Source organism: Bradyrhizobium sp. GW821-FHT13H05, from assembly GCF_058804065.1.
Window position 1 is genome coordinate 133,918 of sequence record NZ_JBXAPO010000009.1, and the last position, 16,170, is coordinate 150,087.

Genomic DNA, 16,170 nt, shown 5'->3' on the forward strand with positions numbered 1-16,170 from the left:
TCCTGAGGCGCGAGCGGCGCGATGCCCGGCATCGCGCCGGGAGCCTCGAAGGATGAACAGCCGCGATGCGGCCGGGCCATCGCCCTTCGAGGGCCGCTACGCGGCCACCTCCAGCGACAACGGCTTCGCCGTTGCGCGGGGGTGACGGTGATGGAGGATTGGCACGGAGCGCGCGGGCCACTCGAGTCAAATCACGTAAAACCCATGCGTGCCGTCGAGCCGAAGCTGTTCGACGAGGCCATACTCCCAATCGAGATAGGCCTGCATCGCGCGTTCGGCGACATCGGTACCTTCGTAGGGCCGGCGGTAGCGGTGGGCGGGATCGGGCTTGGGCAGCATGCGTGGCGGGCCGATCTCGAGCGTACCGTCATAGCCGCCCTCGCGCACATAGACCTCCCAGCCCATCTGCGCGAGCCAGGACGCGGTCATGTCAGCCCGCACGCCCTTGTCGTCGGTCAGGACGATGCGCGCGCCGCGCACCGGTGCGGCCATGTCGGTCTCCTGGACCAGCTGGCCGCCCGGATAATGGCGGAAGCCCGGAAGATGGCCGGCGGCATAGTCCTCGGCGTCGCGCACGTCGAAGCGGTACAGCGTGCGATGGGTCTCAGCGAGCAGTGCTGACATCTCATTTGCGCCGATGCGGCGGACGCCGGCGCGATAGGCGACGTCGCGGGCGTTGGCCGGGCCGCCTTCGAACGGCCCAATCGCGCCGCGCCGGTCGGCACCATGATTGAGGGTGTGTCGCGCCAACGTCCAGCCGATCGTGCCGTTGCGCAGCGCCCGCACCTTGTTGGGCACGCCGGCATTGATCAGCGACTGGGTGCCGATGATCGAACGGGTGCGCCCGGCGCAATTGACGATGATGGTGGTCTCAGGATCGGGCGCGGCCTGACCTGCCCGCAGCACCAGCTCGGCGCCGGGCACGCTGACCGAGCCCGGAATGTTCATGGTCGCATATTCGTCGAACCGGCGAACGTCGAGGATGGCGATGTTGGCCTTGTCCGCAATCAGCTTCGCCACTTCGTCGGCGCTGAACGACGGCGTGTGACGGCGCGCCTCGACCAGCTCGCCGAACGCCTTCGAATAGGAGTTGACGTCCTCGAACATTTGATAGCCGGCATCGCGCCAGCCCTTCAGTCCGCCATCGAGCACTCGGACGTTGCTGTAGCCGAGCGCCGCAAGGCGTTCGGCACCCACAGCGACCAGCCCCTCGCCATCATCATACAGCACGATCGCCACATCCTTGCGCGGCAACCTCACCTCGGCCTCGATCGTGATCCGGTCCGCGGCCATGTTGGCGGCGAACAGCGGATGGCCGGTGGCGAAGGCCGCCTCGTATCGGAGATCGAGCAGCGCGATCTCCTCGCGCAGCAGCAGCGCACGGCGGATGTCGGCGGGGGTGACGGTCGAAAGCTTCATGGCGCGAACCCTGGTGAGGACAGCCATGGGCTTTTGAACGATTGCGGCGGCCTTGGCTAGCCTTCGGGTCCGTTCACTCGCCCGGAACGAGGCGCCCGAGCGGCGGCTGTGCCGGGCGCCGCAACCTGCGACGCGATAGATAGAGCAGGATGCCGGTCACCGCGAACAGCGGCATCAGCGCCGCGGCAATCATGAACGCAAGCTTGCCGGGCCAGCCCAGGACCGCGCCGCGGTGGATGTCGAGCAGGTTGGCGATGATCTTCTCGCCGAACGTCTTGTCGGCGTAGCGCTCCGCGGAGGCCAGCTGACCTGTGACCGCATCGATACGGAATTCGTCGCGCGTGGTATCGAGCGTCGTCTCCTTCCCCCACGACCGGATCCGTATCGCCGTGCCGGGACCTGCGGGCAGCGTCAGCAGGGCCCTGGCGAAGCGGTCGCCCTCCTCGCGCCGGAACGTCGTCCAGGCCTGATCGAATCCGATCAGCTGGGATGGCTCGGAACGACCGGCCGCGCGCGGCGCCTTTGCGGCCATCCTGGGCTGCATCTTCGCGGCAGAGACCTCTGGACGCGACAGCAGCCAGACGACACCATCCTTGTACCAGTCGAACGAGTACCACAGCCCGGTCAGCGTCATCACCAGATAGACCGGAAGGACCCAGGTGCCGATCACCGCATGCAGCGATCGGTGCAGCCCGCGCCCACTGAGCCCGAGGTTGGGCTTCAGCCACGTCTTCACGCTGCTTGCGCGGAGTGGCCAGCGCAGCACGAGGCCTGAGATCAACATGACGATCAGGCCGAGTGCGGTCACGCCCGTGACTTGACGGCCCCAACCCTTGGCATCGCCGGGGATGAGCAGCCAACGATGCAGCCTGCGCACCGTGGCGAAAAACTCCTCACCGCGCGGAGCACCCAACACGTGCGCATCATAGGGGTCGACATAGAGCGACGTCGGCCGCGCACCCTGCTCATCGCGCGCGAAACGGACGCGCACCGCGGCGGCCGGATCGCTCGACAGCGTGACGGCCGAGACCTTGCCGAGGTCCTGCCCTGCCTTCAGCCGTGCGACCAGCTCGTCCGGCATCAACGCCGGCGCCTGGCGCGGCACGACCCGCATGATGCCGGCATTCAGATGATCGACGATCTCGTCCTCAAAACTCATGATCGCGCCGGTCAGCGCGATCACAGCCAGCACCAACGCGAGCACGAGACCCGCGATGGAGTGGATCTGGAGCAGAACGGCTTTGATATTGTGCCCCACCCTACTCATCGAAGCCCGCCTTCTTGATCAGCGCGATCGCGGCCTGTTGATGCGCGGCGATCTGATCGATCGGCAGCGCATCGGCGGCGAACGAGCCCATCTCGGCAACGATGGCCGCCCGTTCCGCTGTCGCGACCACGGGATATTCCAGCTCGGCGGCGGCAAAGATCCGTTGCGCGGCAGGCGTGACCAGGAACGCGAGCAGTTTTTGCGCGTCCTCCGGATGCGGCGCGTGCTTCGCGATGGCAGCACCGGTGAGGTTCACATGCGTCCCGCCGCCCCGAAAGGCGGTCGGGACAGCCTTGACCTCCATGGCCCATGCGCGCCAGCCGGCACCTTCCCGTCCATCGCGCAATTGCGCCAATGCCACGGTGTTGCCGATACCGATCTCGCAAGTGCCTTGCGCGATCTCGCGGATCACGTCGTTGTCCTTGCCATCAGGCTTGTGGACGAGATTGGCTTTCAGGCCCGCGAGCCAGGCCTGCGTCGCCGCTTCGCCATGATGGGCGAGATAGGCCGCAACCAGCGCGACATTGTTCTGGTGCAGCGGCGCCCGCATGCAGAGCTTGCCGCGCCATCGCGGACTCGCAAGGTCTTCGTAATCGATCGAGGCAGGCGCGCTGTCCTTGCGCGCGAATACGACGCGCGGGCGGACGGCGAGCGCAAGCCACTGCGCCCCGCCACCGCGAAGATTTGCCGGAACGACCTGTTCGAGACGCGACGACGTGAAGGCTTGCGTCAGGTCACGGTTGGAGAGCTGGGTCGTCTTGTCCAGCCCGATCGTCACCAAGACGTCGGCGGGCGACGCTTCGCCTTCCGACACCAGGCGCTTGACAGGACTGTCCTCGACAAAGACGATTTTCACCTTGACGCCACTGGCTTCGGTGAAGGCAGCAACGACCGGCTCGACCAGGGCAGCCTCCCTGGTCGAATAGAGCGTGATGTCCCCGGCGCAGCTCGCACCTGTGGCCGCAAGGCAGGCAGACGCCACCGCGATCAGGACCGCGATTGCTCTGTGCCGCATCGCCATCGCTAGAACTTCACCGTTGCAGACAGCGAGAAGCGGCGGGCATCGCCGATGGCGACGGCCAAGGCGCTGCCGGTGGTCGACGTATAGTAGAGCTTGTCGAACAGGTTCTTGACGTTGAACTGATAGGTCACCGGCAGCTTGTCGATCTTCGTGTCGTAGGTCGCAAAGATGTCTGCGACGGTGTAGGCCGGCAGGAAGAGCGAGTTGTCGGAAACGGCCGGCCGGTCACCGACATAGTGTGCGCCGCCGCCGAGACGCAGACGGCCCGGCAACCGCTCGCCGAAATCATAGACGAGATAGAGTGAGGCCGTGTTCATCGCGGAATTAATCAGCTTGGCGTTGCCGACATCGGGATCGTTGATCAGGCGCGCATCGGTATAGCCGTAACTTCCGATCATGCTCCAATCGTCAGTCAGCTTGCCGGTCACGTCCAACTCGATTCCGCGCGACCGGGCCGCACCGGAGGTTCGCGCCGAAACCGTGCCGTTGCCAAGATCGTCCCTGACAAGCACATTCTTCTTCTGGATATCGTAGAACGCCAAGGTCCCCGACAGCCGCTTGTTGACGTCGAATTTGAAGCCGGTTTCCCACTGTGTGCCTTCTTCGGGCGGGAGATTTCCGGTGACCACGAAACCCACGGTCGTGCCCGCGAACTGTGCGATGGTCGAGGTTGGCTTCAGCGACTGCGTATAGCTCACGTAATAAGTGAGCTGATCGTTCAGCTTGAAGATGACGCCGCCGAGCGGCAGCACCTTGTCGCCCGCCAGATTGGTGTTCGTGATGAAGTTCGGCCGGCCCTTTCCGGCGAGCTGCTCATATTCCATCCAGCGTACGCCGCCGACGAAGGACAGCCAGTTGGTCGCGTGGAACGTGTCCTGGGCGAAGAAGCCGCGGGTGCCGAGCAGATCGGTCTGCTCGCTGTCGACTGCGGAAACGGTCGTGCCCGGTGTGACCAGCCCGTAGACCGGATTGTAGAAATTGAAGTTTGGCGTCGCCTGGCGGATCAGGTCGCGACGGTCGATGGTGCGATACATTGCCTCGCCGCCGAACAGGATCTCGTTGCGGAAGCCGCCGACCCAGACGTCGCCCTGCAGATAGGAGGTGCCGTAGCTGGCGTTGCTCAGCGAGTTCTGGGTGCCGTCGTTGCTGCGGGTCTCGATGCCTGTATTGGCGTCAACCTTGGTGATGCGGAGCTGGTTGGCGCTGTAGGTTTCGGTGTTGTAGCTGTAGGCGGCCGTGACCTTCCAATTGTCGTCGAGCTTCTGCTCGACCGAGGCCTGCATCAGATCCGAGGTGCCCCACATGTTGTTGAAGGGCTCGTCGAGCCGGCGCTCCTTCGGGATCGCCAGCGGCGCACCGCCAACGAAGGCCGTGCCGCGGTCGAACGGATAGATGAACTCGCGGTGCTCGTAGGTCAGCTGGACCGTGGTGGTCTCGCCATACCAGGCCAGCGACGGGTTCACCAGCATTTCGCGGTGGCGGCCGAAATTGCGCCAATAATCCTCGCTGACGCCGTAACCGATGAAGCGGTAGGCGAGACCGCCGTCTCCGATCGGACCGGTGATGTCGAGCGTGCCGTCGGCGCCGCTGCGGTTGTTCGCAAAGGTCGAACCGAGCAGCGTGACCGAACCGTGTTGGTACAGCTCCGGGCGCTTGCTGATGGTGTTGACGATGCCGCCGGGATCCATGATGCCGTAGAGCAGCGAGGCCGGTCCCTTCAGCACCTCGACGCTCTCGACCGCGGCGTTCAGGCTGCGGCCCTGCACCAAAGGCATGCCGTTGCGCATGATCGAGCCGTCGCGATTGTCACCGAAGCCGCGGCGGATCACCGCGTCCTGAGTGCCGGCGAGCGTATTGGTCTGGGTGATGCCGCTGATGTTGATCAGCGCGTCGTCGATGTTGCGCGGAAGCTGGTCCTTCATGACCTGCTCGGGCACGACGTTGACGGATTGCGAGGTATCGAGCGGCGAAGCGCCGCTGCGCAGCGTGGTCGCGCTCGGCATCGCGCGGTAGCCGAGCTTTGCGGCTTGCTGTGCGGCGGCCGCAGCGGCGGCGCGCTCCGACGGTGTCGGTGCTGCGGGCGCGGGATTGCGGCTGGGCGGGCGGCGCGCAGCGGCCTGGGTGCGACGCGGAGACTGTTCCGATGCGCGCGCCGGCTTCGGCCGCGGCGACGGCGCTTCCACCGTGACCGGCGGCAGCGCCGATTGCGCCTGCGCGCTCGTCGTGTTGGAGGGGCATTCGGCGATCAGCACGACTGCGCCGATGAGAAGACCTGCACGGCTCTTGCCGGCACGAGTTCGGTGGCCGCTGACGCGCTGGCCATCCATAAAGGCACGCACTTTCGATTCACTTCCAAGTCAGACACAGCATTGAAGCTGGCGCGTCTAGCAGCCGCTGTGAACGAAGAGAACATGCCGACGATTTGAATCCCTCTAGTGTTGAATCGTTCTAAGAGCAGTCACGATGCATGACGATGAGACGACCCGGATTGCGATGCTTTCATGAGCAGGATTCGGGGCGCCGCAAGTGGAACTCCTGCGAAATGGGCACGTCTGCACATAGTCGATGCTGACCACGCATCCCTGGCAGGGCGACAGCTTCAGTGGATCCGCGGCAACGCGACGCCTTGTCGCACAATCATCCCGCAACACGCAGCCCCGCCCACAATTTTTCCGTGCCGTGATTGCGACAATCGCCCCTCCCCGCTCACGTCGTTTTGTTCAGACTAACTGCACAGTTAATCTTTACAGACTACCTGTATATCTATATTCGGTTCAGCATGATCGATTCCCCGGACCAACGCCCCTCCGCGCGCGCCGGTGCGCTCGCAGAAGACCTTCGTTCGCTGGTCGGGAAGCTGAAGCGCCGGCTTCGCGAGCAGACGGGCCCTGAGGAACTGACGCCGTCCCAGGTATCCGTGCTGCTGCGCCTGGAAAAGGATGGCCCCGCCACGGTGTCGAGCCTGGCGCGATCGGAAAAGATGCGCCCGCAATCGATGAGCGCCGCGGTCGCGGTTCTTCTGGACGCGGGCCTGGTCAACGGTGCCCCCGATCCGGAAGACGGCCGTCAGACCATCCTGTCGCTGACCAAGGCGTGCCGCGACCGGATCCGTGTCGGTCGCGCCGCGCGGCAGGATTGGCTCTCGCGCACCATTTCGACACGGCTTTCATCGCGGGAGCAGGACGAGCTGGCCGCCGCCGTCCCCTTGCTCAAGCGACTTCTCGATGATTGACGCGGCCCCGCAGCATCCGCGGCGCGGAACTTGCGTTTGCGGACAGGACATCATCATGGCTCTCACGACGCTCGACCCGATCACCGCCCTCATTGTCGTCGACCTGCAACGCGGCATCGTCGGCTCATCTTCCGTCCATGCCGTGGGCGACGTCGTGGAGCGTGCCAGCACGCTGGCTGCTGCGTTTCGGCGGCATCGCCTGCCGGTCGCGCTGGTCAACGTCGATGGTGGAGCGCCGGGCCGCACCGAGCGGCCGCGTGCCGGCGGACCGTTTCCCGACGGATGGACCGCTCTCATTCCGGAGCTCGATCAACAGCCCGGCGATATCGCCGTGACCAAGCGGACATGGGGCGCATTCGCCAGCACCGATCTCGAAAGCCAGTTGCGATCGCGCGGCGTCACGCAGGTCGTCATTGCGGGCGTCGCCACCGGCACCGGCGTCGAGTCCACCGCGCGCCAGGCCTACGAGGCGGGCTTCAACGTCACCCTTGCCACCGATGCGATGACCGATCCGCGTCGCGAGGCGCACGACTACAGCATCGCAAGCGTCTTTCCGCGGCTCGGCGAGAGCGGCTCGACGCAAGCGATCATCGACTTGCTGGCAACACGGAGCGCGCAAGCATGAACTGGCTTCACCTGGTTTCCTATTTCTTTGGCGGCGCCTTTCTGATGAACGCCATTCCGCATCTCGTCAGCGGCCTGCGAGGCGAGCCGTTCCAAAGCCCATTCGCGCAGCCGCGCGGAGAAGGGCTATCCTCGTCGACGGTCAACGTGTTCTGGGGCTTCTTCAACTTGATCGTCGGATATCTCCTCGTCTGTCGTGTCGGGGAGTTTGCCCTGACGGACACGCGCGACGTCGGCGCGCTCGGACTTGGCGCCCTGCTCCTCAGCCTGTTTTGCGCGCGACATTTCGGCCGGTTCCACGGCGGCAACACGCCGACAGGTTCGTGAGCGTGCCGGCCGCGGGCACGTTTCGCTCACTGCGCAACTTCAATTACCGCGTCTGGGCTGCGGGCGCGCTGGTGTCCAATACCGGAACGTGGATGCAGCGCGCCGCCCAGGACTGGCTCGTTCTCACCGAGCTCACACGGCACAATGCGTCGGCTGTCGGCGTGGTGATGGCGCTCCAGTTCGGGCCGCAGCTCCTGCTGATGCCGTGGACGGGTTTCGCGGCCGACCATTTCAACCAACGACGGCTTCTGATCGCGACGCAGGCGACGATGGGCGTGCTGGCCCTGGCCCTTGGTCTTCTCACCGTCACTGGCAAGGTAGAGCTCTGGCACGTCTACGTATTCGCCTTCCTGTTCGGCTGTGCCGCCGCCTTCGACGCCCCGGTACGCCAGACATTCGTGGCCGAGCTCGTCGGCGACGTCGACCTCTCCAATGCCATCGCGCTGAACTCGACGTCCTTCAACGCCGCACGGATGATCGGGCCCGCAATCGCCGGGATCGTCATCGCCTCGATCGGCACCGGATGGGCATTCCTGATCAACGCCGCATCCTTCATGGCGGTGCTTGGCTCACTCTCTCTGCTGCGCGCCTCGGAGCTTCGCCCAAACGCACGGGCTCAGCGGGCCAAGGGCGGCATGACCGAGGGCTTTCGCTACGTCTGGGCGCGCGCGGATCTCAGGGCGATCATGATCATGCTGTTCCTGATCGGCACGTTCGGGCTGAACTTCCCGATCTTCATCTCGACCATGGCGGTCACCGTTTTCCACACCGATGCGCGCGGCTTTGGCCTGCTGTCGTCGACGATGGCGATAGGCACCATCTCGGGCGCATTGCTGGCCGCGGGGCGCGCACAGCCGCGGTTCGTCTCGCTGCTGCTGGGCGCTGCGACTTTTGGGGCGGGGTGCACGCTGGCCGCGCTTGCACCCAGCTACTGGCTGTTCGCGGGCGCCCTGGTCGTGATCGGCGTCGCCGCCCTCACGGTCACCAATACGTCGAACAGCCTGATGCAACTCTCGACCGAACCGAGGATGAGGGGACGCGTGATGGCGTTGCGCCTCGGGGTGGCGCTTGGCGGCACGCCCATCGGCGCACCGATCATCGGATGGGTGGCGGACAATCTGGGCCCGCGCTGGGCGCTCGGCGTCGGTGCGGCGGCCGGCTTTGCGGCCGCACTCGTGGCAGTCCGTGCGATGTCAGCCCCCACCTCGGACGATTGCCTCGAATGAAGGGCGGCCCTAGGCGATGGCGGGAGTCGTCAACTCGTCCAGCTTCTGCTTGAGCGCCGTCCCATCAGCCAAGGCGCGCAGCGGCGGACGCACGCGCAGCCAGCTCGCATCGCCCGTCTGCGCCGCCAGGATCGCCTTGAGCGTCGTGAGGAAGGATGGTGACTTCACCACGATGTCGACCGCAGCTTGCATGCGCGCTTCGACATCCTTGCCGTCGATCATCGCCTTGACCAGTTCCGGCGTGATATTGGCCATGCCGCAGATGGTGCCGGCTCCGCCGCCGGCGATCGCGCGGGCGATGTCGGTTTCATTGCCGACGGTGATGGCAAGCTCCGGCGCGGCTGCGCGGAACGCCTGGAACTGCTTGAAGTCGCCACTGGAATCTTTCAGGCCCGCGACCACCTTGCCATAACGCTTGCGCAAGTTTGCGGCCACGGCAGTCGGGATCGCGACGCCCGAGACCTGCGGGATATGATAGAGATAGGCGCGCAAGCGATCATCTGCGACGCCGTCGATGATCGCAGCAAAAGCGTCCTCGATGCCTTCGGCCGTGACGCTGCGATCGAAGTAAGGTGGCAGATACAGCACGTGGCGCAGGCCGAGGCCGAGCACGGCGCGCGTCAGCGCGATGCTGTCGCTGATGGCGGGAAAGCCGCCGCCGATGCCGATGCGTTCCGGCGCAATACCAGCCTTGAGCACGGCTTCGATGGTCGCGACGCGCTCGGCGACATTGAACGAGGTGCCTTCGCCGGTGGTGCCGAACAGCACGATGCCGTCAACGCCTTTGCTGAAGAGCTGCCTGGCGTGCGCGGCAAGCTTTGCGGAGTCCACATTGCCGTCCGTTGCCAGCGGCGTCGCCGACGCCACCCAGAACCCGCGAATCGGCTCGCTCATCACACCACCCTTTGTTGCGGTCTCGGACTAAGTCACTGATCTCAAACGATCTTCTGCACTTACCGGGCCTTGTTTTTGCTTTACTTTCCATCTTGTACCTTACATACAAGATGGACGCAAATCCCTGCCGCGACAGGCGCGCCACAGACGCAGCCGATCCTGAGGAGGTCTCGCATGGACATGGTGACTCCGACCGACCGTCCCGACCAATTGCTCGGCGCCTTGCGCCACAAGCTCGGCGCAGCTGCCGTGCTGACCGGTGCGGACGTGCCGGCGCGCAATTGCAATGACTGGAGCGCGAGCCTGCCGCAGACGCCCCGCGCGGTGATCCGTCCGCTCGACGCGCAGGGCGTTGCGGACGCCATTGCGACCTGCCGGCAGGCGCATTGGCCTTTCGTGCCGCAGGGCGGATTGACCGGGCTGTGCCGCGGCGCCTCGCCCGAAGCGGGCTGGGTCGCGATCTCGCTGGAGCGCATGACCGGCATCGAGGAGATCGATCACGCGTCGATGACGATGACGGTGAGAGCAGGCACGCCGCTGGAGACGATCCAGAAGGCCGCGGATGATGCCGGCTTCTTCTTTCCGCTCGACCTCGGCTCACGTGGCTCGTGCGCCATCGGCGGCAATCTCTCGACCAATGCCGGCGGCAACCGCGTGATCCGCTACGGCATGACGCGCGAGCTGGTGCTCGGCCTGGAGGTGGTACTGCCTGACGGCACTATCATCACCAATCTCAACAAGCTGATGAAGAACAATGCCGGCTATGATTTGAAGCATCTGTTCATCGGCTCGGAGGGCACGCTCGGCATCATCACCCGCGTGGTGCTGAAGCTGTTCCCGAAGCCGCGCTCGACCATGGCGGCACTCTGCGCGCTGAAGGATTATGCCGCCGTGATCTCGCTGCTCGGCGCCGCGCGCAGCGGGCTCGGTCCGCTGCTGTCCGCGTTCGAGGTGATGTGGCCGGATTATTGGGACGTGATCACGAAGCGCGCCGGCGTGAAGCCGCCGGTCGCCGCAGGTCACGGTCTCTACGTGCTGGTGGAAGCGCAAGGCACCGATGAGAGCATCGATGCGCCGCGCTTCCAGGCCTGGCTCGAAGGACTGATGGAGCGCGACATGCTCGCGGATGCCGCCGTGGCGCAATCGCTGGCGCAGACGCAGGCCTTCTGGCGGGTGCGCGACATCTGCGCCGAGTTCGGCCAGGTGCTGGGGCCGCACATTTCCTACGACATCGGCCTTGCGGTCGCGCGCATGGACGAGTTCGTCACGCGCTGCAAGGCGGCGTTGGCCTCCGGCATCAAGGGCTGCGAGAGCGTCTATTACGGCCATATCGGCGACGGCAATCTGCATCTCGTCTCCTGGGTCACCGGTCTTTCCGTCGAGCAGCAGCCGAAGGAAGAGATGGACGCGATCATCTATGGCCTCGTCCGCGAGATGGGCGGCAGCGTCTCCGCCGAGCACGGCATCGGCACCTTGAAGAAAAAGTGGCTGGGGCATGCCAGAAGCGAGCCCGAGATCGCGCTGATGCGGACGCTGAAGGCGGCGCTCGATCCGGATCATCTGCTCAATCCCGGCAAGGTGATCTGAGCGGGAGAGCTCATGAGATCGCTCAAGCTCGATACGCCGAAATCGCTGTCGCAGCGGGTGATGCAGCGGCTGCGTCAGGCCATCATCGACGGCGAGTTCGCGCTCGGCGCTGCGATATCCGAGGAGATGGTGGCGAATTCCTTCGGCGTCAGCCGGACGCCGGTGCGCGAGGCGATGGGCCAGTTGCAGGCGCAGGGGCTCGTGGTGATCCGCCCGCAGGTCGGCAGCTTTGTCTTCACGCCGAGCGCGGAAGACATCACTGCGCTCTGCACCTTCAGGATCGCGCTCGAGCCCAAGGCCGCGGAGCTCGCCTTTCGCCACGATCGCGACGGCGCGACCGCGACGATGAGCGATGCGATCGCGGCAATGGAGCCGGCGATCGCGGCCAAGGACAATATCGCCTACGGGCGCGCCGATGCCGCATTCCACGAGGCGCTGTTCGCCCATTGCGGCAACCGCTACCTCGTCGAATCCTACCAGCTCGCATCCAGCCGCGTTGCTGCACTCCGCACCAATCTCACCTCGCCGATCGACGTGCGGACCCGCACATCCTTCGACGAGCACCGCAAGCTGCTCGATCTGTTCACGCGCGGCGAGTTCGCGGCCTTCGAGAAGCTGATGACCACGCACATCACCAATTCGGGTGTGGTCTATGCCAAAGCCTTGAAAGTCGACGCGCTGAAGGTGGATTGAGCGCTACCGCCCGCCCTTCGATCCCGGCCTGTCCAGGAAATCCAGCGCGGTGTTGATCTGCTCGAGCTGGTGCTCGATCCTGTCGCGGTCCTCGACGGTTTGCGCCTTTTCGAGTTCTTCCACGAGCTTCTGCTTCCGCAGCAGCAAGTTCTCTATGACTGTACTCACAGTTCCCCCCATCGCCCGAAGCGAATATCGAGGCATTCCGGACCTTGGACACACGCGCGAACCGGGCTCGCCGCAAACCCTTGATCAGAATGTCGACGGAGCCGGTTGGTTCCTGCGAATGAACCACAACTCTCGCCGATGGAACTATTTGCGCAGGCTCGCCCAGACCCCGCCCAGAATCAGCACACCGCCGAACAGATGGATCAGCTTCGGCGGCTCACCGAGAATTGCGAACGACAGCAGCGCGCTCGCAATCGGTCCGAGATAAAGCACGAGCGAAGTCCGGACCGAACCGAACTTGCCGCCAAGCCAGGCAAAGCCGGCATAGGCCAGCAGACCGGGAACGATCCCGGCGAAGACGTAGGCCGACAGCGCTTTCGTGCTGAAAACCTGCGCCGGCATTGTCCACATCTCGCGGGCCGCGAGCGGCAACGAGAACAATGCACCTGCGGCCGAGAACAGGCTCATGCGCGCAAGCAACGACGCCTTTGGCGCAGCGCGTGATTGCAACAGCGTGTAGCCGGACCAGCCGAGCATCGCGATCACGACCAGTCCGTCGCCCGATGCCGTCTCCAGCGCGAACAAGGTCTCCGGATGGCCGCCGGAAATGATGAGCAACGCGCCTGTCAGCGCGAGCGCGGTGCCGAGCCATTGCAGCGGGCCGACATGCTCGATGCCGAGCCCGGCGGAGATCATCAACACCGTGATCGGCGACAGCGCCATGATCAGCGCGATATGGATCGCCGTCGTCGAGACGCCCGCGGCGTAGACCGGACCGCCGCAAAGGAACATGCCCATGAAGCCGGCGGCGAGGATCGGCCAGATGTTTTTGGCCAGCGGCACACGGCCGGTGCGGATCTCGGTGAGCGCGATCGGCGCGAGCCCGATGGCGACGATGCTCCAGCGGAAGAAGGCGAGCGCGAAGGGCGGGACGGAGCCCGCGAGCCCTCGCGCCAGAATCTGATTGGAGGCCTGCGCGGTCGCCACCAGGATGAAGCCAATCAGCGCAATTGCGCCGAGCCAGGCCTCGGTGGATGGCGCCGCGCCGGATTCATCGCCGCCGTCAGAAATTTCCTTGCCCATGGAGCAATCGCATATCCGATAGCGGCCGCGGTGAGAACCCTGAAGAGGGATCGCTGGTGTGCATATGCGGCACGCGCACCGTTCCGGACGGCGCGGCGATGCTCGCGAGCAACACCGGTACGACAGGCGTGCGGGTGATCGAGACGGAGAACACCGCCAGCAGCGCGCAGACCATGCAAAGCCTCATCCGCACCGTCCTGCGATCGGAGATCGGCAGAAACAGGAAAAACAACATCGCCAGGATCAGCAGCGCATCGATCAGAAAAAACATGGATCTCTCCCGTGAAACTGCGAGAGAGGATGACGCGCCGGTGCCGGCGGGTATGTGGACGGCGTCACACACCTGACGACGCCGCCTCGCGCGCGCCGTTGCCGAATTGCGCGCCACGCGGGAACCGCAATCGGCAAAGACAGCCCATCGATCGGTTGTATTCGCGGCCCCGGAGTCCTATGCCTGTGCCCATGGACACCCAAATCATCACTGCCGAAAAGCCCCTGATGGCCCAGGCCCGCCCGCGCAAGCCGGCGCCGTTCCTCCCGATGAGCCGCGCCGAGATGGATGCGCTCGGCTGGGATGCCTGCGACATCGTTCTGGTGACCGGCGATGCCTATGTCGACCATCCGAGTTTTGGCATGGCGATCATCGGCCGCCTGCTCGAGGCGCAAGGTTTTCGGGTCGGCATCATCTCCCAGCCCGACTGGCATTCGGCCGAGCCGTTCAAGGCGCTGGGCAAGCCAAAGGTGTTCTTCGGCGTCACCGGCGGCAACATGGACTCGATGGTGAACCGCTACACCGCGGATCGCCGCATCCGCAGCGACGATGCCTACACCGCGGGCGGCGAAGGCGGCAAGCGGCCGGACCGCTGCACCGTCGTCTACGCCCAGCGCTGCCGCGAGGCGTTCAAGGACGTGCCGATCGTGCTCGGCGGCATCGAGGCCTCGCTGCGCCGGATCGCCCATTACGATTACTGGTCCGACAAGGTGCGCCGCTCGGTGCTGGCCGACGCCAAGGCGGACCTGCTGCTCTATGGCAATGCGGAGCGCGCCGTCGTCGAGGTGGCGCAGCGACTCGCTGACGGCGAGGCGCCGCGCTCGCTCGACGACATCAGGGGCGTCGCGCTGTTCCGCCGCGTGCCCGAAGACTATTCCGAGTTGCACGCCGACGATCTCGACTCCGCCGACGAGGGCGCATCGCGAACCAAAGGCTTAACCGTGATCCGGCTGCCGGCGCTGGAGCAGGTCGAGCAAGACAAGGAAGCCTACGCCCGTGCCTCTCGCGTGCTGCACCGGGAGAGCAATCCCGGCAATGCGCGGCCGCTGGTGCAGCGTCACGGCGACCGCGATCTCTGGCTCAACCCGCCGCCCATCCCGCTGACCAGCGACGAGATGGACGCGGTCTACGATCTTCCTTACGCGCGCGCGCCGCATCCGTCCTACGGCGACGCCAAAATCCCCGCCTGGGACATGATCAAGTTCTCGGTGACGATCATGCGCGGCTGTTTTGGCGGCTGCACCTTCTGCTCGATCACCGAGCACGAGGGCCGCATCATCCAGAACCGCTCCGAGGGCTCGATCCTGCGCGAGATCGAGAAGATCCGCGACAAGACGCCGGGCTTCACCGGCGTCATCTCCGACATCGGCGGCCCCACCGCCAACATGTACCGGATGGCGTGCAAGGACCCGAAGGTCGAGGCGGCGTGCCGAAGGCCGTCCTGCGTCTTCCCGGAGATCTGCCCGAACCTCAACACCTCGCATGACGATCTGATCCGGCTCTATCGCAAGGTGCGCGAGACCAAGGGCATCAAGAAGGTGATGGTCGCCTCCGGCGTGCGCTACGACCTCGCGGTCGAGAGCCCCGAATACATCAAGGAGCTCGTCACCCATCACGTCGGCGGTTACTTGAAGATCGCGCCTGAACATACCGAGCGCGGGCCGCTCGACAAGATGATGAAGCCGGGCATCGGCGCCTACAATCAGTTCAAGCGGATGTTCGATGCCGCGGCCGAGCAGGCCGGCAAGAAATATTACCTGATCCCCTATTTCATCGCGGCGCATCCGGGCACGACCGACGAGGACATGATGAACCTCGCGCTGTGGCTCAAGAAGAACCGCTATCGCGCCGACCAGGTGCAGACCTTCCTGCCCTCGCCGATGGCGACAGCGACCGCGATGTACCACACCGGCGTCAACCCGCTGCGCGGCGTGCGTCGCGGCGGCAGCGACAAGGTCGAGGCGATCAAGGGCCTGCGCCAGCGCCGCCTGCACAAGGCGTTTTTGCGTTATCACGACCCCGACAACTGGCCGGTGCTGCGCGAGGCGCTGAAGGCGATGGGCCGCGCCGATCTGATCGGCTCCCGCCCCGACCAGCTCGTCCCCGCGCACCAGCCCCCCGGCACCGGCAAGGCCGCCGGCACACGACGTCCGGTGCGCCCCAGCGACAAGACGCAGCGGTTCACGACCAAGGGTCTGCGGGTGATGAAGTAGCGGGCAAGGGCTGGATGAGGTCCGGTTCAGCCTGACGCTTTCGTGCGTCTAAAAGAAAATGTCGAAAACAACCCCATGCACAGTAGACGGCATGAGGGGGATCAATGGCTTAGGCGATTTTTGGCGACGTTGACCCGTCGGGCAA

General features: G+C 65.2%; 15 protein-coding genes. 7 read left to right on the top strand and 8 right to left on the bottom strand.

The genetic code is table 11. The features are described 5' to 3' along the window. Nucleotides 1–186: 186 nt before the first annotated feature. The 4 genes from AC1RR3_RS25535 to AC1RR3_RS25550 form a co-directional block, all read right to left on the bottom strand. Nucleotides 187–1,419: a rhodanese-like domain-containing protein gene (locus AC1RR3_RS25535; protein ID WP_492825855.1), complete on the bottom strand. Its 1,233-nt coding sequence runs from the start codon at nucleotides 1,417–1,419 to the stop codon at nucleotides 187–189. Between the two features lie 73 nt (nucleotides 1,420–1,492). Then, nucleotides 1,493–2,686: a PepSY-associated TM helix domain-containing protein gene (locus AC1RR3_RS25540; RefSeq protein ID WP_492825856.1), complete on the bottom strand. Its 1,194-nt coding sequence runs from the start codon at nucleotides 2,684–2,686 to the stop codon at nucleotides 1,493–1,495. Further along, a complete protein-coding gene (locus AC1RR3_RS25545) occupies nucleotides 2,679–3,701 on the bottom strand; it encodes an extracellular solute-binding protein (RefSeq protein ID WP_492825857.1) in 1,023 nt (340 codons plus the stop codon). Before AC1RR3_RS25545 ends, AC1RR3_RS25540 begins: the two co-directional genes overlap by 8 nt. An 8-nt stretch (nucleotides 3,702–3,709) precedes the next feature. Continuing rightward, on the bottom strand, nucleotides 3,710–6,034 hold the full coding sequence (locus tag AC1RR3_RS25550; RefSeq protein ID WP_492826057.1) for a TonB-dependent siderophore receptor: 2,325 nt from the start codon (nucleotides 6,032–6,034) through the stop codon (nucleotides 3,710–3,712). Between the two features lie 452 nt (nucleotides 6,035–6,486). On the opposite strand from AC1RR3_RS25550, the gene AC1RR3_RS25555 reads away from it, so the two are divergent. The 4 genes from AC1RR3_RS25555 to AC1RR3_RS25570 are packed head-to-tail and all read left to right on the top strand — an operon-like array spanning nucleotide 6,487 to nucleotide 9,116. After that, nucleotides 6,487–6,939: a MarR family winged helix-turn-helix transcriptional regulator gene (locus tag AC1RR3_RS25555; RefSeq protein WP_492825858.1), complete on the top strand. Its 453-nt coding sequence runs from the start codon at nucleotides 6,487–6,489 to the stop codon at nucleotides 6,937–6,939. Nucleotides 6,940–6,994: 55 nt separating this feature from the next. Further along, on the top strand, nucleotides 6,995–7,564 hold the full coding sequence (locus AC1RR3_RS25560) for an isochorismatase family protein (protein WP_492825859.1): 570 nt from the start codon (nucleotides 6,995–6,997) through the stop codon (nucleotides 7,562–7,564). After that, nucleotides 7,561–7,890 carry a hypothetical protein gene (locus AC1RR3_RS25565; protein WP_492825860.1) on the top strand — a complete coding sequence of 110 codons (330 nt, stop codon included), beginning with the start codon at nucleotides 7,561–7,563 and terminating at the stop codon, nucleotides 7,888–7,890. The genes AC1RR3_RS25560 and AC1RR3_RS25565 overlap by 4 nt, the downstream gene beginning before the upstream one ends. After that, entirely contained in the window at nucleotides 7,887–9,116 is a 1,230-nt protein-coding gene (locus AC1RR3_RS25570; protein WP_492825861.1) for an MFS transporter, read from the top strand. The genes AC1RR3_RS25565 and AC1RR3_RS25570 overlap by 4 nt, the downstream gene beginning before the upstream one ends. A 9-nt stretch (nucleotides 9,117–9,125) precedes the next feature. Here the strand turns inward: AC1RR3_RS25570 and AC1RR3_RS25575 are convergent, their stop codons facing one another. Beyond that, nucleotides 9,126–10,010, bottom strand: coding sequence for a dihydrodipicolinate synthase family protein (locus tag AC1RR3_RS25575; protein ID WP_492825862.1), 885 nt, complete (start codon nucleotides 10,008–10,010; stop codon nucleotides 9,126–9,128). A 174-nt stretch (nucleotides 10,011–10,184) separates the two neighbouring features. On the opposite strand from AC1RR3_RS25575, the gene AC1RR3_RS25580 reads away from it, so the two are divergent. Further along, nucleotides 10,185–11,597: an FAD-binding oxidoreductase gene (locus tag AC1RR3_RS25580; RefSeq protein ID WP_492825863.1), complete on the top strand. Its 1,413-nt coding sequence runs from the start codon at nucleotides 10,185–10,187 to the stop codon at nucleotides 11,595–11,597. Nucleotides 11,598–11,609: 12 nt separating this feature from the next. Next, a complete protein-coding gene (locus AC1RR3_RS25585) occupies nucleotides 11,610–12,290 on the top strand; it encodes a GntR family transcriptional regulator (RefSeq protein WP_492825864.1) in 681 nt (226 codons plus the stop codon). Between the two features lie 3 nt (nucleotides 12,291–12,293). On the opposite strand, the gene AC1RR3_RS25590 is transcribed toward AC1RR3_RS25585, so the two are convergent. From AC1RR3_RS25590 to AC1RR3_RS25600, 3 genes are all read right to left on the bottom strand, one after another. Then, nucleotides 12,294–12,458: a hypothetical protein gene (locus AC1RR3_RS25590; protein ID WP_492825865.1), complete on the bottom strand. Its 165-nt coding sequence runs from the start codon at nucleotides 12,456–12,458 to the stop codon at nucleotides 12,294–12,296. Nucleotides 12,459–12,602: 144 nt separating this feature from the next. Next, nucleotides 12,603–13,541 carry a DMT family transporter gene (locus tag AC1RR3_RS25595; RefSeq protein ID WP_492825866.1) on the bottom strand — a complete coding sequence of 313 codons (939 nt, stop codon included), beginning with the start codon at nucleotides 13,539–13,541 and terminating at the stop codon, nucleotides 12,603–12,605. Then, on the bottom strand, nucleotides 13,522–13,812 hold the full coding sequence (locus AC1RR3_RS25600; protein WP_492825867.1) for a hypothetical protein: 291 nt from the start codon (nucleotides 13,810–13,812) through the stop codon (nucleotides 13,522–13,524). Before AC1RR3_RS25600 ends, AC1RR3_RS25595 begins: the two co-directional genes overlap by 20 nt. A gap of 191 nt (nucleotides 13,813–14,003) precedes the next feature. On the opposite strand from AC1RR3_RS25600, the gene AC1RR3_RS25605 reads away from it, so the two are divergent. Further along, nucleotides 14,004–16,025: a YgiQ family radical SAM protein gene (locus AC1RR3_RS25605; protein ID WP_492825868.1), complete on the top strand. Its 2,022-nt coding sequence runs from the start codon at nucleotides 14,004–14,006 to the stop codon at nucleotides 16,023–16,025. Nucleotides 16,026–16,170 lie beyond the last annotated feature (145 nt).